The sequence below is a fragment of the Idiomarina sp. UBA3176 genome (assembly GCF_002364295.1).
In the GTDB taxonomy this organism is placed as follows: domain Bacteria; phylum Pseudomonadota; class Gammaproteobacteria; order Enterobacterales; family Alteromonadaceae; genus Idiomarina; species Idiomarina loihiensis.
On record NZ_DEXU01000020.1, the window covers coordinates 28318 to 51444 of the forward strand.

Annotated in this window: 18 protein-coding genes; 11 read left to right on the forward strand and 7 right to left on the reverse strand. The window is 47.6% G+C overall.

The genetic code is table 11. The annotated features are described in order from the left end of the window. Positions 1–48: 48 nt before the first annotated feature. On the reverse strand, positions 49–2289 hold the full coding sequence (locus B2U97_RS08125; protein WP_011233449.1) for a nitric-oxide reductase large subunit: 2241 nt from the start codon (positions 2287–2289) through the stop codon (positions 49–51). 371 nt (positions 2290–2660) lie between these two features. Between B2U97_RS08125 and nrdG the strand changes: the two genes are divergently transcribed. The 3 genes from nrdG (at position 2661) to nhaD (ending at position 6600) form a co-directional block, all read left to right on the forward strand. Next, on the forward strand, positions 2661–3134 hold the full coding sequence (nrdG, locus tag B2U97_RS08130) for an anaerobic ribonucleoside-triphosphate reductase activating protein (protein WP_286824160.1): 474 nt from the start codon (positions 2661–2663) through the stop codon (positions 3132–3134). A 2-nt stretch (positions 3135–3136) separates the two neighbouring features. Beyond that, positions 3137–4975, forward strand: a complete 1839-nt coding sequence (nrdD, locus tag B2U97_RS08135; RefSeq protein WP_114982136.1) for an anaerobic ribonucleoside-triphosphate reductase — start codon at positions 3137–3139, stop codon at positions 4973–4975. A 191-nt stretch (positions 4976–5166) separates the two neighbouring features. Further along, complete coding sequence (gene nhaD, locus B2U97_RS08140; protein ID WP_110012995.1) at positions 5167–6600, forward strand: sodium:proton antiporter NhaD; 1434 nt, start codon at positions 5167–5169, stop codon at positions 6598–6600. Positions 6601–6790: 190 nt separating this feature from the next. Here the strand turns inward: nhaD and B2U97_RS08145 are convergent, their stop codons facing one another. Then, a complete protein-coding gene (locus tag B2U97_RS08145) occupies positions 6791–7639 on the reverse strand; it encodes a hypothetical protein (protein WP_286824157.1) in 849 nt (282 codons plus the stop codon). 95 nt (positions 7640–7734) lie between these two features. Between B2U97_RS08145 and B2U97_RS08150 the strand changes: the two genes are divergently transcribed. Further along, the gene (locus tag B2U97_RS08150) at positions 7735–9003 is read left to right on the forward strand and encodes a hypothetical protein (RefSeq protein WP_286824155.1); all 1269 of its coding nucleotides are present in this window, start codon (positions 7735–7737) and stop codon (positions 9001–9003) included. Positions 9004–9311: 308 nt separating this feature from the next. On the opposite strand, the gene hemN is transcribed toward B2U97_RS08150, so the two are convergent. Both hemN and ubiT read right to left on the reverse strand, forming a co-directional pair. After that, positions 9312–10673 carry an oxygen-independent coproporphyrinogen III oxidase gene (hemN, locus tag B2U97_RS08155; protein WP_286824153.1) on the reverse strand — a complete coding sequence of 454 codons (1362 nt, stop codon included), beginning with the start codon at positions 10671–10673 and terminating at the stop codon, positions 9312–9314. Between the two features lie 34 nt (positions 10674–10707). Continuing rightward, a complete protein-coding gene (gene ubiT / locus B2U97_RS08160; RefSeq protein WP_286824151.1) occupies positions 10708–11205 on the reverse strand; it encodes a ubiquinone anaerobic biosynthesis accessory factor UbiT in 498 nt (165 codons plus the stop codon). 93 nt (positions 11206–11298) lie between these two features. Here ubiT and ubiU point away from each other — a divergent pair, with 93 nt between their 5' ends. The 3 genes from ubiU to B2U97_RS08175 all read left to right on the forward strand — a co-directional run bounded on the left by ubiU (position 11299) and on the right by B2U97_RS08175 (position 14477). Then, positions 11299–12291, forward strand: coding sequence for a ubiquinone anaerobic biosynthesis protein UbiU (ubiU, locus tag B2U97_RS08165; protein ID WP_286824149.1), 993 nt, complete (start codon positions 11299–11301; stop codon positions 12289–12291). Positions 12292–12296: 5 nt separating this feature from the next. Next, positions 12297–13169, forward strand: coding sequence for a U32 family peptidase (locus tag B2U97_RS08170; RefSeq protein ID WP_114982150.1), 873 nt, complete (start codon positions 12297–12299; stop codon positions 13167–13169). A 105-nt stretch (positions 13170–13274) separates the two neighbouring features. Continuing rightward, the gene (locus B2U97_RS08175; RefSeq protein WP_286824147.1) at positions 13275–14477 is read left to right on the forward strand and encodes an NnrS family protein; all 1203 of its coding nucleotides are present in this window, start codon (positions 13275–13277) and stop codon (positions 14475–14477) included. Here the strand turns inward: B2U97_RS08175 and B2U97_RS08180 are convergent. Both B2U97_RS08180 and norR read right to left on the reverse strand, forming a co-directional pair. Beyond that, entirely contained in the window at positions 14474–14866 is a 393-nt protein-coding gene (locus B2U97_RS08180; RefSeq protein WP_286824145.1) for a YbaN family protein, read from the reverse strand. The genes B2U97_RS08175 and B2U97_RS08180 overlap by 4 nt on opposite strands. Continuing rightward, positions 14863–16407, reverse strand: a complete 1545-nt coding sequence (norR, locus tag B2U97_RS08185; protein WP_286824143.1) for a nitric oxide reductase transcriptional regulator NorR — start codon at positions 16405–16407, stop codon at positions 14863–14865. The genes B2U97_RS08180 and norR overlap by 4 nt, the downstream gene beginning before the upstream one ends. A gap of 158 nt (positions 16408–16565) precedes the next feature. On the opposite strand from norR, the gene B2U97_RS08190 reads away from it, so the two are divergent. Then, on the forward strand, positions 16566–17105 hold the full coding sequence (locus B2U97_RS08190; RefSeq protein WP_110013002.1) for a hemerythrin domain-containing protein: 540 nt from the start codon (positions 16566–16568) through the stop codon (positions 17103–17105). On the opposite strand, the gene B2U97_RS08195 is transcribed toward B2U97_RS08190, so the two are convergent. Next, positions 17099–18289 (reverse strand): murein transglycosylase domain-containing protein, encoded by a 1191-nt coding sequence (locus B2U97_RS08195; protein WP_286830411.1) that lies wholly within the window; start codon positions 18287–18289, stop codon positions 17099–17101. The genes B2U97_RS08190 and B2U97_RS08195 overlap by 7 nt on opposite strands. 107 nt (positions 18290–18396) lie before the next feature. On the opposite strand from B2U97_RS08195, the gene B2U97_RS08200 reads away from it, so the two are divergent. Genes B2U97_RS08200 through B2U97_RS08210 form a run of 3 tightly spaced genes read left to right on the forward strand, consistent with a single transcriptional unit; the run spans position 18397 to position 23099 of the window. Further along, the gene (locus B2U97_RS08200; protein WP_286824139.1) at positions 18397–21060 is read left to right on the forward strand and encodes a M14 family zinc carboxypeptidase; all 2664 of its coding nucleotides are present in this window, start codon (positions 18397–18399) and stop codon (positions 21058–21060) included. A 9-nt stretch (positions 21061–21069) separates the two neighbouring features. Further along, a complete protein-coding gene (locus B2U97_RS08205; RefSeq protein ID WP_114982126.1) occupies positions 21070–21732 on the forward strand; it encodes a potassium channel family protein in 663 nt (220 codons plus the stop codon). Further along, complete coding sequence (locus B2U97_RS08210) at positions 21729–23099, forward strand: TrkH family potassium uptake protein (protein WP_011233464.1); 1371 nt, start codon at positions 21729–21731, stop codon at positions 23097–23099. Before B2U97_RS08205 ends, B2U97_RS08210 begins: the two co-directional genes overlap by 4 nt. Positions 23100–23127 lie beyond the last annotated feature (28 nt).

Here is a 23127-nt window from a genome sequence, read left to right on the forward strand (position 1 = left end):
GAAAAGCCAGGCTTCTGCAACGATTGCAGAAGCCTGGTTTATTAAGGGTTAATCAGATTTGTGTTTTAGGCCTTTTACAACTTGCCAGCTGATGCCTAACGCACCCACGATGAAGACCATGTCGCCAAGGGTACGGAACCAGCGTAGGTTCTGTAATAGAGGCTGCTGCATAAAGGCTTCACTGCGCGCATACCACAAGCCTTCGCTGGCAGCGGCGTAAAACTGAATGAAGCCGACAGGCAACAAGCTGGTGAAGAGCATTAGTGCTAAGCCAATGTTCATGGTCCAGAACGCCATTTTCATCAGTTTTTCATCGAACTGCAGGTTCGGGCGAATGTAGCGCAGAATCAACAGCACGAAACCAAGCGCCAGGAAGCCGTATACACCAAACAAAGCTGCGTGTGCGTGAGTTGGCGTAGTGTTCAAGCCTTGCACATAGTACAGCGAAATAGGTGGGTTGATCATAAAGCCGAGTACACCTGCGCCAAGCATGTTCCAGAAGGCAACTGCAACGAAGCATAGTAATGGCCACTTAATGCGTTGCATCCAGGTTGCGCGTTTTTGCAGGCTGTAGTTTTCCCAGGCTTCGTAGCCCAGTACGATAAGCGGTACCACTTCTAACGCTGAGAAAGTAGCGCCCACGGCCATAACTGGCGTGGTTGTGCCGGCAAAGTACAAGTGGTGGAAAGTACCTGGCACACCACCCAGCATGAACAGTGACGCAGATGCTAACGCAGCCACGGTTGCCATGCGGCGGGAAACTAAGCCCATGCTGTGGAAAATGAAGGCCAGTGACGCCGTTGCGAACACTTCGAAGAAACCTTCTACCCACAGGTGAACAATCCACCAGCGCCAATATTCCATGATAGAAATGTGAGTACGTTCGCCGTAGAAGAAGCCAGCGCCATAGAATAGGCCAATGGCAACAACTGAAGCGGTAAATAATGCCAGTAAGTTCTTATCGCCTTTGACTTTGAATGCACCGACAACACAACGCATCATCAGTACCAGCCAGAAAACGATACCGAGGAACTTACCAATTTGCCATAAGCGACCTAAGTCGACGTATTCGTAGCCCTGGTGACCTAACCAGAAGTTAAGGTGCTCCGGCATAATTTGCGCAATGGCTAACCAGTTACCGATAAAGGTACCAGCAACAACTAACACCAGTGCCCAGAACAGGATATCGACACCCAGTTTCTGATATTTAGGATCTTTACCGCCATTAATAATTGGGGCAAGGAATAAACCAGCAGCCAGGAACCCGGTGGCAATCCAGAACATAGCGGCCTGAATGTGCCAGGTACGGGTTAGTGAGTAGGGGAACCACTCTGAAATATTAATGCCGTAGAATTCCTGTCCTTCGACTGTGTAGTGTGCGGTTAAGCCACCCAGTAAAACTTGTAGCGAGAACAACGCAACCACAATAAACAGGTATTTACCTAAGGCTTTTTGTGACGGCGTGAGCTTAATTTTGGCTATGGGGTCATGCTCTGGAGCAACAGGGTCTTCTTCGTCGTGTTGACGTAAAAACGCCCATGCCCAGATTAAGAAGCCAACACCGGCAATTAAGAGAATAACACTGACAATTGACCAGATAATATTTTCCGCGCTAGGCACGTTATCTATCAAGGTTTCATGTGGCCAGTTGTTGGTATAAGTAATATCTGAGTCAAAACGTTCTGTCGACGCGGCCCATGCTGTCCAGAAGAAAAAGTCGTTCATTACCGCACGACGTGCTTCTGAAGGAAGCGTATTTTCTTTCATGGCGTAGTTAACGCGGGTAGGGCGTAGCTCCGGATCATCGCTAAACAGTTTTGAGTAATACTCGCCGGTTTGCTCAATGGCCTGAATGCGTCGTTCGCTCAGAATAACGGTATCTGAAGCTTTATCGTAAGTATTGGTCCGATACTCTTCTTTTAGCTCGTACTCTAGTTGGTTTTGCTGCGAGCCCGCTAGCTGTTCGTAGGGTTTACCAAAGACTTCGTTGGCGCGAATGTCCAGCCAGGCCAGAAGTTCGCGGTGTAGCCAGTCAGCTGTCCAGTCGGGCGCCTGATAAGCACCGTGCCCCCAAATTGAACCCAGTTGCATGCCACCAACAGACTGCCAGGCGGTTTGCCCGTCTAAAACAGACTCTTCGGTTGCAATGACTTTGCCATTGGTACTCATGAACTTATCCGGAATAGGCGGAGCTTCCCGGTAAACTTCCGTTCCAAAATACCCTAAAAGTCCAAAGGTAATTGCGAGAACCGCAATTAACGTCCACCAAAGCTTACGATAACCGGCCATAATTGACCTCCTTGATGCTGAACAGCTTCATATTGTTACTCCATAGATTTATGAGCAGAGAATTTTTATTAATTCGCTATGCATTCATCTAATTGCAATATTGAGGCCATATTTTAATTTATTGATAAATAAGGAATTTAATTTTAAAAGGGTATTTATGACTTAAGTTTATTAGGTTGTTTTTACTTTTATGGTTAAAAATACCCGAAAGGTTATTTCTACCCTTTAATGGGTATCTCTTTAAGGCTCCTGTCATTTCTTTCTTCTCGCTTAAATCTTGAGCGGGATCAATGCGCCCGAAACAGACTTAACTATGCTGAAGCACAATATGTAGTGATTATTTTTAAATTAATAACAATATATGGTGGTTTATGCCAGTTTCCCCTACAAGCCTACATTACAGTGCGGAGCAAGTTGTCTGGCAAGAAGTGCCGGGAGAAGTTGCCTTAGCCTACACCATTACCGGCTGTCCGGTTGGCTGTAAAGGCTGCCACAGTGTGGATAGCTGGCCGGTGGGAAGCGGGTCGCCTTTAACGCAGGAACATCTGGCACAGCAGCTGCAAAAATACCGTGGGTTAATAACCTGTGTTTTATTTCTTGGCGGTGAATGGCAGCTCGCAGCACTACTGAAACTATTAAAGCAAGTACGAAACGAAAGGCTGGAGACCTGCCTGTATACAGGCTATGAAAGCGTCTCTATATCCCTTCGCGAACAACTGACTTACTTAAAAACCGGGCCGTGGATTGCTGCCCGGGGCGGGCTGGAAAGCCCAACCACCAACCAACGCTTTTATGATTTACGGACCCGGCAGTTATTGAACTGCAAGTTTCAAACAGGAGAATAATTATGTTGCGCTTAAACGAGGAACAAGTCACTGGCAAAGTCGATTTCATTCACGAGTATCTGCATGCTCAAAACGCGGCCGATGGCTCGAAAATGGATGCCAACGCCAATGTCACACAAAAGAATATAGCAACGCTTGAAGCCGAGTTAATGAAAGACTTTTTTGTGCAGGTTAACCGTAAGCAAGTCAGCAATAAAATCAGTGAGCTTTTTGGTAACGAGCTGGCAAAAGAATACGTTCGTCAAATTGAAGACCATGAAATTTACGTGCATGACGAAACCAGCCTTAAACCTTACTGTGTTTCGGTCACTATGTACCCGTTCTTACGTGATGGCTTAACCAAGCTGGGCGGTGAATCTCAGGCACCCAAGCACCTGGAATCGTTTTGCGGCACCTTTGTTAACTTTGTTTTTGCGGTGAGCTCGCAGTTTGCCGGAGCCGTTGCCACGGTCGAGTTCTTAACTTACTTTGATTACTTTGCCCGCAAAGACTACGGCGACGACTACTTAAATACCCATCGTCACCAAATTGAAAACCATCTGCAGCACGTGGTGTATGCGCTGAATCAGCCTGCGGCGGCACGCGGCTACCAGAGTGTGTTCTGGAACATCTCAATTTACGATCAGCATTACTTTGACAGCATGTTTGGTGAGTTTGTTTTCCCTGCGGATTTTAGCAAACCAGAGTGGAGCTCGGTGAGCGCGCTACAGGACTTCTTCCTGGACTGGTTTAATAAGGAAAGGGAAAAGACGATTTTGACCTTCCCGGTGGTGACGGTGGCCATGTTAACCGACGAGGGACAATGCAAAGATCAGCTGTTTGCCGAAAAAATTGCCGGGGAAATGGCAAGCGGTAATTCCTTCTTTGTCTACTTGTCCGACAATGCCGACTCGTTAGCGTCCTGTTGCCGGCTACGTAGTGAAATTAGCGACAATACGTTCTCCTACACTTTGGGTGCCGGTGGTGTCGCGACAGGCTCTATTAATGTCATTACCATGAACATGAACCGTTTGGTGCAGGATGCCAGGGATTTAGAGGAAGAAGTCAGCAAAATTCACAAATATCAGGTGGCTTACCGAAAGCTGATGGAAGAATACAAGGAAGCGGGCTTATTAACCGTGTACGACGCGGGCTTTATTACCCTGGACAAGCAATTCCTGACTATAGGCATTAACGGCATGGTTGAAGCGGCGGAATCGCAGGGAATCATTGCAGGTAACAACCAGGCTTATAAAGACTTTGTACAAAGCCATTTAAAAGTGATTTACGACGCCAATAAAGCGGCGAAAAAAGAATACGGTTATATGTTCAACACTGAGTTTGTGCCAGCAGAAAACCTGGGTGTGAAAAACGCTAAGTGGGACAGAGCTGACGGCTATAAAGTGACCCGTGACTGCTACAACTCTTATTTTTATGCGGTAGAAGACGAAGAGGCCAATGCGCTGGATAAACTGGTTCTTCACGGAAAAGAATTGATTGAATACCTGGACGGAGGTTCGGCTCTGCACTTAAACCTGGATGAAAAGCTCAATAGCTCAGGGTATTTGTCGTTACTGAATATTGCGGCAAGAACCGGCTGTAACTATTTCTGCATTAACGTCAAAATTACTATCTGCAATGCCTGCGAGCAGATTGATAAACGCACCTTAGGTGAATGTTCCAGCTGTGGCTCTGAGGACATCGACTACGGCACCCGGGTTATTGGCTACTTGAAACGCGTGTCTGCTTTTAGTGCAGGCCGTCGAAAAGAGCACCATTTGCGTCATTATCACCGCAAGCAGCCAGCCGAGCTAGCTGTGGGTGCGGCACAATCGAATAGGGTATTGCGCCGAGCAAGCTAAACTGGCACAAAATGATTACAGAGAGGGATGAGTTTTCCCTCTTTCTGTAGCTCTCAGAATTCGAGTTTTGTGGTAATCTCCGCGCGAAAATTCCTGCCGGAATAATCAAACACTTTCATTCTTAACCACCAACCAACAAGGAGAGTTGGTGCAGTTTATATTTTGGTTCTGAACTGCACTGAAAAAACGCTATGAAAAAACTACTGTTTACCGTCATTTCGCTGCTGTTTTCGGTATCAGTGCTGGCTGCAGAACCATCTGCTGACCGTATCGATCTCACCTCATCGACCGTTGGTTACGCTGCCATCGTCATTTTTATTCTTGCGTATATTTTGGTGATGGGTGAAGAGAAACTGCACATGAGAAAATCCAAGCCTGTGCTGGTTGCGGCAGGGGTTATCTGGATCCTCATAGGGTTTGTTTATAGTGGCGACAATGCCGTTCTGGCGGAAGAGGCGTTCCGGGAAAACTTATTAAAATTCGCAGAGCTGATGTTGTTTTTGCTGGTGGCAATGACCTACATTAATGCTCTGGAAGAGCGGCGTTTGTTCGATGCGCTCAGCGCCTGGTTGATGAAAAAGGGCTTTACCTATAGAAAGCTCTTCTGGATAACCGGCTTTTTAGCGTTTTTCATTTCGCCTATTGCGGACAACCTGACTACCGCTTTGTTAATGTCGGCTGTGGTCATGAAAGTTGCCGAGGGCAATAAAAAGTTCGTCGCGCTTTGCTGTTCCAGTATTGTTATAGCGGTTAATGCCGCCGGTGCCTTCAGCCCGTTTGGGGACATAACCACGCTTATGGTGTGGCAGTCCGGCAAGGTAGAATTTACCGAGTTCTTACAGCTGTTTGTACCCGCGTTAGTGAACTACTTAATACCCGCAGTTATCATGAGCTTCTTTATTGAGAACAAAAGTCCGACAACATTGCATACCGAAGTCGAGCTTAAGCGCGGAGCCCTGCGCATTACGTTCTTATTCTTGTTAACAGTCGCAACCGCCGTTGCATGCCACATTTGGCTGCATTTACCGCCGGTGCTCGGCATGATGATGGGGCTGGGCTACTTACAGTTCTTCGGTTACTTCCTGCGTATGACCCTGCCGGGATCGCTGGCGCGCAAGCGAGCAATGGCAGAACGCGAAGGCGACCAAAAACGCCTGCAACAACTTGGTGGTGTCGTGCCATTCGACGTATTCAGCCGGGTTTCCCGTGCCGAATGGGACACCTTGCTGTTTTTCTACGGCATTGTGCTGTGCGTTGGCGGTTTAGGCTTTATGGGTTATTTAGGTTTACTGTCCGAGTCTCTTTACGGTGGTTTAGACCCAACCATAGCAAACAGTATTCTAGGCGTGGTCTCCGCTCTTGTGGATAACATCCCTGTGATGTTCGCAGTACTGTCCATGGACCCTGAAATGTCCACCGGACACTGGCTGCTAATAACCCTGGCCTGTTGTACCGGCGGCAGCCTGCTCTCTATCGGTTCCGCATCAGGCGTCGCCTTAATGGGACAAGCCAGAGGTTACTACACCTTTATGTCGCACCTGAAATGGACACCGGTAATAGCCATAGGCTACGCAGCCAGCATCCTGCTACACCTATGGCTAAACCAAGCCACCTTCCTCAGCTAGCGGGGAAGGGGAAAGGCTCTCTCGGGAAAGGACTGTTGCGCTCAGAGAGACGCCGTAAACCCATCCCTGGGGGCTTGGGTGGCGCCATCCTTGGCGCCACACACTCTCTGAGCCGGGAACCTCAACCACTCGACGTCCTGACGTTTTTTCCCTGCTGTGACAGTTTATTTACCTTTCACATTGGTGTTTTTTAAGGTAACTCGGGTGTAATAAAGTAATGGATTTTTTCACCCTCAAAGATAACTGGGAAGCTAGGCTCGCCATTATCTAATACCGTGAACTCAGCCGGGAACGCAGCATAGCCATCAAAGTAACGGGCACTGTCAAAAAGGGCATGTCTAATTGGCTTATTACCAAAGTTTAGATGAACATTATATGCCCAATATTCCTTACCGTCTTTTCTGATAATATTTAGCTTGCCGATGTGAGTAGATACGGAGCAAGCTAAACCGCTTTGTGCCTTTGGACCAATCCATAATTTTTTTGTGCGTTCTTTTGGCACCTTTGATAAATCAAAAGCCCGTCCCGATTTTTCGCAGACCTCACCTTCGAAGGATATCAAGGTAGCGTCGGTGTGGTCATAGTATACGTTACTGATCGTGTATGATTTTATATTAAGTCCATCAACGTGACTTAATGATATATCTAACTTATCGATAAACAGCTTAATAACGTTGTCATATGTTTTGGGCGGTAACTGGGTTGTTTTTTCCTCTAGCCAAATATATCTGGGGCGAATCCATTGGCTGCTATTATCATTAAGAAATAGACCTGGCATGCCAAACACCATAAGGCCAAGTGCATCGTTTAGGTTTTGACCAGCCGCGGTTTGGGAAAAACTTTTGCCTTTAGGACGCTCGGCATCAAACATTTTATGATCATCTACAACTCCTTCTATTATATTTAGTGCTGTGCTCCGATCATAATTCCACTCGTAAACATCATTGGTTACGCGTAATTGAGGTGGACGTTCAACTGTGTTGATGCAGCCTGTTAGAAAGGTACCGCTGAGTACAAGCATCGCTAAAAGCTTTTTCATCTTAGCTCTCCTAGCCATTTTATTATTGTTTTATAAGTTTCCTAGATTCAACTTTAGTGCCATTAAACCATATTGAAATAAAACGCGGTATGTGTATGATTCAGTTTTTTTGTTTCAATGATGTTGAGAGTGTAATAGTGAACGTATCGAAGTATCTGTTTCCCCTTTTAATTCCTGCCGTTCTTAGTGGCTGTTTAAATACCCCTAAATCTACTGCTCCAAAGTATGAACCTACTGCTGAGCAGCGTGCGGCGGTTATGAAAGCAAGGAATGTTTTTATTCAGCGTATTGCGGGTGTTAAAAACCGGCAGCAGGCAAAGCAAGCTGAACCAACAGTAACGTTAGAAACTATTAGTCCTTCCGAGTTAAACGAGAACTACGAAAAACTTATTTCTAATGGTAAATCAGCTAACTTCAGCATCGAAAATAAGGAGCTGTTTATCGATGGCCAATCATACCTGGATATGGAAGGTACTCTGGTACTTGCTGGTTTCGATAATGAATCGGGTAAATTCTCATATATTATTGAAGTAGGTAATGAAGAGTATGTCGCAAAAACTATGCGGGTGGGGTCAAATGAAGATCCACTGACGTTTGCGAAAATTACTAAAAGTGGCGATCGCATGGTGATGAAAACAGTGACCGGGGAAACTATTACTGGAGAACGTGTTATCCCGACGTCGACCGGTTTCATAATGCCGCGAAGTAATGGTCTTATTGAAGTACCTATTACTGACAAAGCTAGACCTATCGGACTCCCTAAGGGGTATGTTGCTGCTGCAATGCAACGCGGAGATATCGGTTCCACTAATATTATTTTGTTGGAGAAGCTAAAAGAAGCCGACAATGAAGGTGGTCTTTTTGATTTCAGCGAAATAACCGGCGCATTCGGTCTGACAGAAGACGATGACTATTTGTTTTTTGATCTTGAAACAGGCAAATCAACAGTGTTGAACGTGAGTCGTGAAGGCAAAAACGAGCAGCACATGTACAACTGCAGACGCCAAAATGACTATGTGAATAAATGCAGTGGAATGGTTAAATATGAGTCCCTTTATACGAAGCTCGGAACGAAGAACACACAGCATTATTTTTGGTCAATAGACTGGCTAAGTACGGCTCAAGGTCCAATAGGGGTGATTAATACAGGAACAACCGTTGAGGTGATTGACTTAACGAACGACAAACAATTTGTATTATTCGAACGGTTAATGGGAGTAAATGAATTTAATTTACTGCCAACTCAGGATGATCGTTTGGGTATGTCAGTAAAGTTAGGGTTTTCCACTGAGGAAATCGATGATTTGCTAGCACACTTAAAAACTGTCCCTGCAGAAAAAGTTAAAAGTACTACTACATTATAAGATCACTTCTGATACTCAAGCCCGCCAAATGGGCTTGGGTAGTTTGGTTCAAATTGCCTCCCTGTCAGCTTAACTTTATAGATAAGCCTCTCTCGGCGGCAATCTTTCATACAACCTCCTAATTAATCTGATAAGGCGGGCTGGGAAAGGCGTTGATAGAGGTAACCCGGTCGCGGCACGCGCCGGATAGCTGGTAAGAAAGTGTGTGGCGCCAAGGATGGCGCCACCCAAGCCCCCAGGGATGGGTTTACGGCGTCTTTCTTACCAGCTCTCCAAGCGTAACCGAGGCCGGGTTACCGCCCCAGCCGCTAAACGACTTTGGAGTAGCGGTTTTGGCCGTGGTCCAGGTATTCGTCGAAACAGGCGCAGATGCTGCGAACCCAGAGGCGACCTAAGTCGGTGACCCGGAGCTTTTTGTCGGAGACGTCGACTAGACCGTCTTCAATGAATGGTTTTAGTAGTGGTATGGCTTCGGCGAAATGAGCCCAAAAATCGTCGAGATCCCATTGTGCTTTAAAGGCTTCTATATCGAGTTCAAAGTGGCAAATAACCTGAGAAATTAATGCGGCACGCAGCTTATCTTCGTCGTTTAACGCCATGCTTTTTATAATGGGTTTTTGTCCGTTATCTATCATTTTGTAGTAGGCAGGAAGCTCTTTTTCGTGTTGCCACAGCACACCGTTCACCTGGCTAATGGATGAAACACCTAAGCCGAGCAGTGCGTCCTGACCGTCGGTGGTGTAGCCCTGGAAGTTACGCTGCAAGCGGCCTTCGCGCTGAGCTATGGCAAGGCCATCGTCTTTTTTTGCAAAATGGTCCATGCCGATAAATTGGTAACCGGCGTCGTTCAGTTGTGTAATGGCTTGTTCCAGCAAACTCAGCTTAACCGACGGCTGCGGAATGGACTCTTCCGGTATTTTCTTCTGCCCGGCAAAACGTTGAGGTAAATGCGCATAGCTAAATACCGAGATGCGATCGGGATCCATTTCAATGACTTGCTCAATAGACTTCTTAAAGGTTTCCGGACGCTGGTAAGGCAGGCCGTAAATAAGGTCTAAGTTGATTGACTCAAAGCCTAATTCTTTGCTGAGTTTTAGCTGGTGTGCAATAAGCTCAATATCCTGCACGCGATTGATCGCAATTTGAACTTTCTTGTCGAAGTCCTGCACCCCGTAGCTGACACGATTAAAACCTAACTCGCGTAAATGGCGAAGCTTTTCGTCGCTGCAGCTGCGCGGGTCAATCTCTATGCTGACTTCAGGGTTGTCCGCGAAGGTAAAATGCTGATGAACCAGTTCCATTAGGCGGGTCAGTTGCTGTTCAGTCAAAAAGGTTGGGGTGCCACCGCCTAAATGAATCTGGCGGATCTTCTTGTCCTTTACCATAGGCTGGTACATCGCCATTTCGCGGGCGAGGTAATCCAGATATTTATCTGCTTTATGCTGGTGGCGGGTAATCACTTTATTGCAACCACAGTAATAACAAAGCTTGTGGCAGAAAGGTAAGTGCAAATACAGACACAGTCCGTCATTTGCATTTTTCAGCGCGGTTTCTATGCGGCTTTCTGAAAATTGTTCGGAAAGCATTAACGCTGTGGGATAAGACGTATAACGAGGTCCATTAATGTTGTATTTTTCTATTAACTCTTTATCCCAGGTAACTGTACTCATAACCACCTCTTGACCCCAGTCAAAAACTATTTAATTAACTTGTCTGTATTGTTTCACCTTTTTCTTTATAAATAAAATCACTAAACCGGTCTCCTATTAAATATAAGGTCCTTGGTAGCTTTTGATTTACCTCAATGGTGTCTAAGAAGTTTTTTAAATGTAACCCTAATTCGGTATTGCCTTTTACCATTAGTTTCCGATTAAAGAATAAAGTGTCGGGGTCAACCTTTCCGTAAATCAGTAAAAGCAGTGCGTCACCGTCTGCTGAGAGCTGTACGTCGGGTTCAACTGGGCTCTTAAGGGATTTTAGTTGGTTTCCTTTTAACGTCAAAAATAGAGATAAATCAATGTCTTTGACCTTTATCTCTATTATTTTCCCGGAAATAAAATTAAGCTCTCCTGAAGAAACTTCTTCCTTAAATAAAAGGTTTAATAACTTTTCAGACCCGAAGTTAATAAATTTCGATGGAATTAATTTGTTTATTGGTCGAATTATATTAGGTATAGAAGATACCCAGTTGGTGGTATTCATATTTTGCTCCGTTTACAATAACAAAATAAAAGTTGTGAGCACTATAATGAATTAATAATTAGGGTGCTACAAAATATTAAATAGAGGTTTTAAATGGAACTGCTTTGTCCGGCCGGAAGTATCCCTGCATTAAAAGCGGCTATAGAAAATGGTGCCGATGCGGTCTATGTGGGGTTAAAGGATGAAACCAATGCACGTCATTTCGCTGGTCTGAATTTAAATCAGATGAAGCTAGCAGAAGCAGCGGACTATGTGCACAAGCATGGTCGTAAACTGCACGTTGCCATTAATACCTTTGCGCACGCTAACAGTTGGGAAAAATGGCGAAAGGCGGTCGATGACGCTGTTCTGGCCGGCGCTGATGTATTGATTATTGCAGACCTCGCGGTTCTGGCTTACGCCGCTGAAAGGTACCCCAAAGTTGAAAGGCACTTGTCGGTGCAGGCCTCTGCAACGAACGCCGGAGCCATCCGTTTTTATCAGCAGTTTGGCGTGTCGCGGGTGGTCTTGCCGCGTGTGTTGTCTATGCAGCAAGTCAGAGCCCTGGCGCGCACTACTGACGTCGAGCTGGAAGTCTTTGCTTTCGGTAGTCTCTGCATTATGGCGGAGGGGCGTTGTTATCTTAGCTCTTATTTAACCGGCGAGTCTCCTAATACCGCTGGAGCCTGTTCACCTGCAGCTTTTGTGGAGTGGGACGAACAGGACAATAAACTGGAGTCACGGCTTAACGGCGTGCTTATCGACCGTTTTGATGAAAACGAAAAAGCGGGTTATCCCACTTTATGCAAAGGGCGTTTTTCGGTTGACGACGAAACTTACAACGTACTGGAAGAACCGACCAGCCTGAATACCTTAAGCTTGTTGCCGCAACTGTATAAAGAAGGCATTGCCTCGTTAAAAATTGAAGGGCGGCAGCGCAGCCCGGCTTATGTGTCGCAAATTACCAGAGTCTGGCGTCAGGCTATCGATGCCGTTATGACCGACCCGGACGCCTTTGAAGTGGAAGATAACTGGAATTCGGTTCTGGCCTCACTTTCTGAAGGCAGTCAAACGACGCTGGGCGCGTACCACCGGAAATGGAAGTAACCAATATGAAGTTTTCTCTAGGACCTATTCTGTATTTTTGGCCGAAACAACAGGTTTTTGATTTTTATCAGCAAGCTGCCGAGTCGGATGTTGAACACGTGTATCTTGGTGAAACCGTCTGCAGTAAGCGTCGTGAGTTAAAGCTGGATGACTATCTGGCGATAGCGCATATGCTAAGAGAAGCCGGGAAAAAAGTAACGCTGTCGACAATGACCTTGTTGGAAGCTCCTGCGGAGCTCCGGGAGCTGGGTAAATATTGCGATAATGGCGAGTTTGATGTTGAAGCCAATGATGTCAGTGCTATTGGGGTGCTGCAGGAGCAGGGGTTGAACTTTACCGCAGGGCCGGCCATTAATATTTATAATCACCAGAGTCTGCGCCGTTTAATTGATATGGGTATGACACGTTGGGTGGTTCCATTTGAACTTTCCCGCGACTGGCTGCAGGACGTGTTACAGCACAACCTTATCGACACCGTGAGGGACTGCTTTGACGTGGAAGTTTTTTCCTTTGGTCATATACCCTTGGCCTGGTCTGGTCGCTGCTTTACTGCCCGCTCGGAGAACCGCCCGAAAGATCAGTGCGAGCTATGTTGCATAAAGTACCCGGAAGGCCGGGAAGTGAAAAGTCAGGAAGGTCAGCAGGTGTTTGTGCTTAATGGTATTCAGACGCAATCGGGTACACGTTATAACCTGATAAACCAGCTGCCGGGTATGAATGGCCTGGTCGATATTGTGCGTATTAGTCCGCAACCCGAGGGGACTTTCGACTGGCTACAACGCTTCCGCAGTAATATCAATGGGGAACACCCCGTGACCCTGACGAGCAAAGAGAACAATGGCTATTGGTTGCAACTGGCGGGGCTAGCGACAGGCTAGAATCTCTAAATAGGTATTAACTGACTTTTAGTGGTAGAGCGTCGATCTTCGTCAAAATAAAAGGTATATTAAAAATGTATCTTTTATTAATAAGCGGTGACAGTGATGCAAATCACAGACAGACAAAAAGAAGAGCAGTTAACTCCTATTCTGCGGCAGGCGTTTCGCCCTCTGTTCCTTTTGGGGGCAGGGTTCAGTGCCGTAGCGATGCTGCTGTGGGGGTTAGCACTTGGTGGAAAGCTCAGTTTGCCTGTATACGGCAACATCATGTTCTGGCACAGCCATGAAATGATATTTGGCTTTGTTATTGCCATAGTCCTGGGTTTTTTATTAACTGCGGTGCAGAACTGGACCGGACTAAGGGCACCTCATGGCAAGACTCTGCTTATTCTGACCGTTTTATGGGCAGCCGCCAGGTTAATGTTGCTGTTGGGCGGTGAACTGCCGTGGTGGTTGGTTGCAGGCGTGGATGTCAGTCTGTTACCTGTCGCCGCGTTGCTGTTCGGGCGTATGGTGTTAAAAGTAAATCAGACCCGGAATTTATTCTTTGTGCCCATTTTGCTGTTGCTGACGGTATGCAACTTGCTTATGCATTACGGCTTACACTTTGGTCACTATCATATTCAGGTGCTTGGCGCTTACAACGCAGTATTTCTGGTGACCTTGTTAATGGCCATTATTGGCGGACGAGTGCTGCCAATGTTTACTGCCAACGGGACTCAAACACCTAAAGTAACGCCAATAGTCTGGCTTGATCGCATAGCTTTAGGCAGCTTGTGGCTTATCTTCGCTGTGCACTTTCTGAATCTGCACACGCTGTTACCTAACCAGATAATGGTCGTTCTATTTGGTGTTTCAGCGGTGGCAACCGGGATAAGAGTTGCGCGCTGGAAAATCTGGATAACCTGGAGAGTACCGCTGCTTTGGTCACTGCATTTAGCTTATTGGTTTATCCCCATTGGTCTGGCGTTATTTGCATTGCGTTATGCGGGTTTCGACCTGACGCAGAGTCTGCCGCTGCACTCCTTAACCGCAGGAGCTATGGGAAATATGATCCTCAGCATGATAGCGCGCGTTTCGTTGGGTCATAGTGGGCGTCCGTTGCAACCAAAACTGATAATGACCGGTGCATTTTTACTGGTGTTAATAGCCGCTTTAACCCGGGTCTTCTTAATCTGGCTTGCTCCCGATTTAGCCAGCCACTGGTTAATGTGTAGTGCTTTAGCCTGGACTCTGGCTTATGGCATTTATGTTGTGGTTTATTTTAAGGTGCTGACAACACCCCGCGCCGACGGTAACCCGGGTTAAGTTTCTTCCGGAGAGTGGTCGGGGCGCGTAGCCAGCCAGCACCCGACCACAACCAGCACAACGCCGACAATTGCTTTTAGCCAAACAGGCACTTGCGGAACAAATAACCATAGCACCAGGTACCCGGTTGCCATCATAACTAAGGCTATTAGCTTAGAACGGCGTTTAACCACTCGGTGGTCGCGCCAGGCTTTTATGTCCGGGCCGTATTTGGGGTGGTTAAGCAACCAGGCTTCAAGACGTGGCCAGCCTTTACTAGCAGCCCACAATGCCGCAATGAGAAAAGGTACTGTGGGCATTACCGGCAGGGCAATGCCGATAAGTCCAAGCAATACAAAAAATAGCGCCAGAGCGCGCCACAATAATCGAATTAACAGCTCCCGCGTCACGACTTCATTCCTAATCGACTGGCCATTTTGTGCAGGTTACTGGCATCCAGCTGCAGGTCTTTAGCGGCCTGACTCCAACTGTTGTTATGGCGGCCTAAAGCCGATTCTATCATCTTACGCTGAGTATAATTTACCGCTTCTTTCATCGACACGTTAGCCTGAGGTAAGCTGGTTCCAGCAGAATTTTTCCCAGAGTCGGTGGTGGCTGACAAAGGCAGTTGCACATCAAGATCCAGCATGTCGGGTTCAATGGTGGCAATATCGGTTTTTTCCACACCGTGGCTAAGCAGCTTAATAGCGGCCCGGCTGATAACATGTTCCAGTTCACGCACATTACCCGGCCACTGATACTGTTGTATGGCAAGCTCAGCCTCCGGCGATAAGCGCAAAGCCCGCAACCCCAGACGAGCCCGGTTTAGCTCGAGAAAATGCCCGGCCAGAATAGACACATCGTCACCGCGCTCACGTAATGGCGGAATGGGCAAAGGATAAACCGAAAGGCGGTGGTATAAATCAGCACGGAAAGTTTCATTACTGACTTGCTGGCGCAGGTTGCGGTTGGTGGCGGCTATAAGGCGAACATCTACTTTTCGGTATTTGTCAGAGCCCAAACGCTGAATTTCACCATTTTGCAGTACTCGCAATAATTTAGCCTGTATGGATAGTGGCAGCTCGCCAACTTCATCCAGAAACAGCGTACCGCCGTGAGCGACTTCAAAGCGCCCTGAACGGTCGCTGGTTGCGCCGGAAAAGGCCCCTTTTACATGACCAAAAAGCTCGCTTTCTGCAAGTGATTCGGGCAGAGCCGCGCAATTTACATAAATAAGGGGTTTGTCGCTGCGCTGTGAGAGTATGTGCAGTTCACGGGCAAACAGCTCTTTACCGACACCAGTCTCACCCAGCAGCAACACGGGCAAATCGGCACTGGCAACCACTCGCAGTTCTTTCAGCACACTTTCAATGGCTTTGCTGTGCCCGATAATTTCCGACTCGTTTCTTTCTGTGGTGCCGGATTTTGGCATAGTGCGTTGCTGGCCTTGTCGCAGAGCCCTGACGTTTTGCTCCAGCTGGCCAATGCGAACGGCGGTCTCAACGAACAAGCTAAACTTTTGCAGTTCAATCATTGAGTTGTCGGTAAATGTACCGGGTTGCAGTGCGTCTAAGGTCAGTACACCCCAACACTTATTCTCCAGATACAAACTAATACCCATGCAGTCGTGAACGGGCAGCGCATTACCTGGCTGCTCAGCGAGCAGTCCGTCGTAGGGGTCCGGTAATGACGAATCGTGCTCAAACCGTACGGGGTTACGAGATGCCAGCAATGCCGCTAACCTGGGGTGCTGTGCTACAACAAACCGACGACCCAGCGCTTCGCGTACCAGTCCCTGAATAGCAACCGGTTGCAGCACTTCATTATCCAGCTTTAATAAAACCACTGCGCCACAGTTGAAGTGACTGCGTAAGGTGTTGACTAAATTTTGTAAACGAACCGCTGCAGGCTGCTCGGTAAGCAGGTCTGCTAATAGACTTTCTTGCAACATGGTTAAATTGACTGCCCAGGTTAAAAATACCCTTATTGGTTGGGTTGATAGTACCGTGACACCCCGAAGAGTCAATAATCCTAACGGGGTAGGAGCTGGCCTGTTTGTTGCAATCCTGACCGGAGTAAGAAACTTTATTTAGCAAACAGGAGTGACCCATGAGTACTTTCGATGACCGTTTACAGACTGCCGAGCAACAATGGCAGGACGCTTCACCCAAGCATTTGATAGAGCATATTTATCTGCGTTTTCATCAGCGCCATCGCGAACAGCTTCCTGAGTTAAAGCAATTGGCCATGCGCGTTGAAGCCGTTCATGGTGATCACCCCGAAGCCCCGGTTGGTCTGACTGAACACCTGGATAACCTGATGCAGGAGCTGGAAAGCCACATGACAAAAGAAGAACAAATTCTTTTTCCTTTGCTGTCACGTGGTGTTTATCCCGGCGGGCCAATTTCAGTAATGGAAAGCGAACACGTTCAGCATGAAGGTGAACTTAATAGAATTGACGAACTGACCAATAACTTAACGCTACCGGAAGGCGCCTGTGGTACCTGGACAGCGCTTTATAAAGGCTTAAAAGAGCTGCAGGATGATTTGCACGAGCATATTCACCTGGAAAACAACCTGCTTTTTGTTGAAAAGAAAGCATCGGCACCTGAGCACGGTAAAGACTTTTGTTGCGGTTCGTGTCAGTAACTCTGCTTAAAGTACATCACCTTTTCTAAATATCGGCGGCTCTCCGCTAACGGATGCTTAGAAGTTAAGTCCCGGTAAACAATGCCGGGCTGACTTCGGTTTATAATTTGAACCGCGTTGCTGCGGTTGGAAGAAAAGGTTTTCAGCACGTTACCGGCGCCACCATTGTATGCTGAAACAATAGCGTATTCGCGACTGCGCGGGTGTTGCACGCCTTTTAGGTACTGGGTGTTCAAAATGTGCAAATAGGCACTGCCAATATCGATGTTCTGAGCCGGGTCAAACAATTGTTGAGACGTGGGCTGCCCGGGAATTTTACGAACGCGCTCAAACACGTCACGTCCGGCGGTCGATGCCACTACCTGCATTAAGCCGTAAGCGTTAGCGTGGCTCACCGCATAAGGGTTAAAGCTGCTTTCGGTTTCAATAATGGCATAAATAAGCTCAGGCTCCAGGTTATAGCGTCGCGCTGCGGCTATAACGTAGTCGGCATACTGGTGTTTGCGTAGCTCTTGGTGTTCATCGACCAAAGCAATTTGAACCTCATACACCTTGCTGTTTTTAGCGCGCCGGGTGCGCAACTGGTTTTTCACCAAATACTCGGCAAAGCGATTGGCCCGCCATTCGTACTCGACGACCACATTGTCCTGGTCAACAACTTGCCCGCGCAAAAATGGTTTTCCCGTCCGTTCAGGTTCTTTATCGGTAAAAATATCAACGGCAGTGAGGTCGTTTGGCGTTAACAGCGTACGCACAATAGCGGCTTTGAGTTGTTCCCGGGTTTTGGCTGGATCATTGCTGTCATGCAATGTCGCAACGGTCAGCAGGCCCTGCTCAAAATCGACAACGGCTTTGGCATGAAAGTTATCACTGTATTTAACGTACTTTTTCGCGCTGGGAACCGTGTTTTCCTCGTCACCCCATATGGCCTCAGCAACGGCACGCAGATCGCGCAAAGCCTTGCGTAAGTCCTCAATGTCGCTAATAAGCTGTTGCGGGTTGCTGCGGTAGCTGTGCAAACGCTCACGCGCCATAGATTCCACCACTGCGCTTGGGTCGTTACCGCTAAGCACGCCGGAATTGACCACGCGTTTTACGTTATTAGGTGTTATTTGGCATCCTGCCAAAATTAGCGTTGTGGCTATAGCCGCCAGCAGCGTGGTTAATTGAGTCTTTTTATTCATAGCGCCTAAATTGAGCTTCACTTCCCTTGTTCAAGCTTTTACATTAGAGAGACATAAAAAGAAACCCTAAGCACAGTTTAAAAGTGCATAAAACAACAGGAATAAAGATGCGCAGTCTCAAATTTGCGGCGCTGATAGCCGCCTCATGGTTGGTCATGCCGACTCAAGCACAACAACTCTCGGGCGAGAGTTCGTTACTCCCCGAAGCGAACTACAGTAATTCAGAAGTCACCGTCGAGCAGGTTTTGGGTTACCCCATGGGCACCAAAATTACCAGCCCGGCCGATATGAGCCGCTATTTTGAAGCACTGCAACAAGCTTACCCTAAGCAGGTTAAGTTACTTGAATACGGAAAAAGCTGGGAAGGGCGTACGCTTTATTACGCGGTTATTTCCAGTGAAGGCAATATGGCTGACTTTGACGGTTTTATGAAGGGCATGCAGGCCTTAGCCGACCCGCGCAAAACCGACAGCGATAAGGCTGAGCAGTTAATTGACGAATTGCCCGGTAGTATCTGGCTGTCCTATGGCGTTCACGGCAATGAAATTTCGTCACCGGAAGCCGCTATGGTAACCGCCTATCATTTGCTGCATGACCAGCGTGAGCAGACCCAACGCTGGTTAGATAACACCATGGTATTCATTGATCCACTGCAAAACCCGGACGGGCGTGCCCGCTTTGTGGATCGTTATTACATGAGTGTTGGGCTTGAGCACTCAGGCGATCGCCGCAGTGCGGAGCACAACGAACCCTGGCCTAACGGACGCACGAACCACTACCTGTTTGATATGAACCGCGACTGGATAGCACTGACTCAGCCTGAAATTAGCGGGCAAATAGATGCTTTATTAAAATACTATCCGCTGGTGTTTGTTGATCTGCATGAGATGGGTGGCGATTCCACTTATTACTTCACCCCAGAGGCTCGGCCTTATAATCCACTGATTACCGAGTCACAACGCGAAACGCTGAACTGGATTGGTAAAAATAACGGCCAGTGGTTCGACGAAAAGGGCTTTGATTATTTTACCCGCGAAATTTTCGATGCGTTTTACCCGGGCTACGGTGCCAGTTGGCCGCTGTATCAGGGCTCAGTTGCAATGACCTACGAGATGGCTTCAGCGCGCGGGCATTTTTTTGACCGTACAGACGGTGACGTACTGACCTACGCCGACGGTGTTCAGCAGCATTTTATAGCGTCTATCTCGACGATTCAGACAGTTTCTGAGCGTCGCGAAGCCTTATTGCAGAAGTTCTGGGAATACCGCAAGTCAGCGGTTGAAGCGGGCGAAGACGGTGATGTCCGTTCTATTATTCTGCCCGCTAAGGACGCCCCGGCCGCCGCACGTAAACTGGCTTCTTTACTGGTTGAACAGGGCGCAGAAGTGAAGCAGGCGAAAAAGGCGTTTGATGTGTGCGGTACTGATTATGAAGCTGGTGCTTATACCATTGATATGGCACAACCTGCACACCGCATGATACGCACCTTAATGGATAAGCAAGTGGATATGGCGGATGACTTCCTGGCAGAGCAGGAGCAGCGCCGTAACAATAACCTGCCGGACCAAATTTACGACGTAACCGGTTGGTCACTGCCGTTGATGTTCAATGTCGACAGCCACACCTGTGATGACTTGCCTGACGTCGCCACAGCCTTTGTAGAAGAGGGGCGCATTGAGCCTGGCAAAGTGATTAACCCGGACGCCAAAGTGGCTTTTTTGGTTCGCTGGGGTGACATGAATGCAGGACGTTTCCTAACTGCTGCGTTGCGTGAAGGTCTGGAGGTTCGCCAAAGCGAATTAGCCTTTACCCACGAAAGCGCCGGTGAATTCCCCAGCGGCTCATTGATTTTAACCCGAGCTGACAACCCCGGTGGCTTGCAGACTAAATTACAAAAGCTCGCTGAAGCGTCAGGTGCAACCGTTGAAGGTGTTGATACAAGCTGGATGACTGAAGGGCCTAACTTTGGTTCGCACAACGTAAGCAAACTGGAAGCACCTAACATTGCTATTGCCTGGGATGAGCCTGCTAGCCCATACAGTGCAGGGCATACCCGCTTTGTCATTGAGCGTCAGATGGGTTATCCGGTAACGGCTATCCGTACCATGCAGTTACTGCAAAATGACCTTGATGGACTGGATGTTCTGATATTACCGGAAGGAGCGTACTCCGGCGTGCTTAACGACAAAACTGTTGAAAAGATCCAACAGTGGGTGTCGGATGGCGGTGTGTTGCTGACCTTAGGCAGCGCTTCTGCCTGGGCGGTTGAAACTGGTCTGCTTAATACCCAACTGGAACGCAAAGTGCCGGAAGAGGGCGTTACTGAGCCTGACGAAGAAATTAAAGTTGACGGTAAAGTGATTGAAAGCCGCGAGCAATTCTTAACGGAAATAAAACCGCACGGCGCTGATCCCGACTGGGTGCCCGGTGCGTTATTAAATGCCAAAGTGGATACAAAACACTGGTTAAGCGCCGGCGTTAAACCGCAGGTTGTGAGTATTTATAACGGCAATGACGTATTTACCCCCATTGATATTGATCACGGTCGCAACATTGCGTGGTTTGCTGGCGCGGATAGCCTGTTAGCCAGTGGCTTTTTATGGGACGATATAGCTCAGCAATTACCTTATAAGCCACTGCTAATGTGGCAGCCAAGCGGTAAAGGCATGATTATCAGCTTTACTCAGGAACCCACGTACCGTGCCTATATGGACGGCTTAAATACCTTGCTGATGAACGCCTTGTTCCTGGCACCGGCAAAAGCACAATAGGAGTCTGACATGGCAGAATTTGGTGTCATAGGGTTGGGGCGTTTTGGTGCCCGAACTTCAAAAGAACTGCTCGATCTCGGACATCGTGTCATAGGCGTTGATTCAGACGAAAAAGCCGTTGAAGCAATGGCAGATGTGTTAACGCATTCTGCCATTGCCGATGTGACTGATGAAAAAGCATTGGAAGAACTCGACTTAACTAACTGCGAGGTGGTTCTGGTTGCTATTGGGGAAGATCTGCAAGCCAGTTTATTGTGTGTTCTACACCTTAAAACTATTGGTGTGAAAGAAATTTGGGCCAAAGCGACCTCTAAATCCCACCATCAAATTTTATCGAAACTGGGTGTAAAGCGTATTATTCACCCGGAAGAAGAAATGGGAATAAGGGTAGCGCAGTCGCTGAATTATCCTATGGTGAACGAGTATATGTCGTTGGGTCATAACTGGTTCTGTGTGGAAATTAGTATTGGTGAGTATTTAAAAGGAAAAACTCTCGAAGACATTATGCCGGACGAAAGTGAGTTTTTTCATGTATTGTTAATAAAGCGTCGCGATGAGGTGACTGTGACTCCCTCTTTATCAATGACGCTTGAGGGTAACGAAACCTTGGTGATGGCCGGCAGTTTGAAAGCGTTAAAATCTGTTGCTCCTAAACTAAAAGAACCTTCATGAAACAGTGGGCTCCTTCAATAGCCTGGTTGTATCGTCGTCCCGGGCGTAAAAGGCGTAGAGCTTTTAAAGCCAGCCCTCCGGTTATTCTTTCCGGTGGCTTTGCCTGTCTGATTTTATTAGGTACTTTGTTACTAAAGTTACCCTTCTCAACTGAGCAACCAATAACCTGGCTGGAAAGCTTATTTACGGCGACCTCTGCCGTTACCGTGACTGGGCTGGTCGTTGTCGATACGGGGGCTACTTATACACCGTTTGGAATGAGCGTTTTGGCTCTGTTGATTCAGGCGGGCGGGTTAGGCTTCATGACATTTGCGGTATTGGCTGCTATTTCGATAGGCGGCCATGTCGGGATTCAGCATCAGGTACTGGCAAAAGAGGCTATGCAGCAAACCAGTCTTGCCAGCATTGGGCGTACGGCAAAAGCGGTGGTATCGTTGGCACTGATTGTTGAGGCTATAGCGGTGGTTGGTCTGACAATAACCTGGTGGCAGGAAAAAGGTTTCGTCGATGCCTTTGCTGAAAGTATATTTTACGCCATATCCGCTTTTAACAGCGCAGGCTTTGTGCTGTCGCCCAACGGAATTGTGGATTACGCCGACAGCATTCCGGTTAATCTTATTATCAGTATTTTATTTGTCATTGGCGGCTTGGGCTTTTCGGTTATTACCAACATATACGAAAAGCGCCGTTGGTATAAGTTCTCGGTTTATACCCGCGCTATTTTGTGGGCGACATTAATTATTAATGTTTTATCCGTTGCTATTATCTGGCTGCTGGAAATGAATAACCCGGCCACCTTTGCCAATTTAAGCTTTGGTGACCAGGCGATGGCAGCCTGGTTTCAGGCTACTACGCCTCGCTCCGCAGGTTTTAATACGGTTGATACCGGGGCAATGACAGAAGCCAGCGCAGTTTATACTATGTTGCTGATGCTAATTGGCGGCGGCTCAATGAGTACGGCCGGAGGCATCAAGCTGGGGACTTTTATTGTCTTACTGGTCGCCACTTATGCTTTTCTCCGCCGTCGAGAGTATGTCACTTTGTTGAACCGCACGGTACCTCAGGAGCTGGTTATGAAAGCTCTTGCGGTCACTTTGGTTACCCTTACTTTGATGTTCCTCGGAATCTTTATCCTAATGATTTTGAATCCGCTGCCGTTTATAGATATAACCTTTGAAGTTTTGTCGGCTTCGGCGACGGTCGGGTTATCGCGGGGAATTACTGCAGAAGTGACCGGGGCAAGTCAGTTAGTTCTGGTGTTTTTAATGTTCGCGGGGCGGGTTGGGCCATTAACGTTGGCCTATTTTTTGGCGACACCAAGAAAACGGCATATACGCTTTCCGGAAACCGATATTCAAGTGGGATAATCTGCTGACAAACGAATGAGCCTATAAG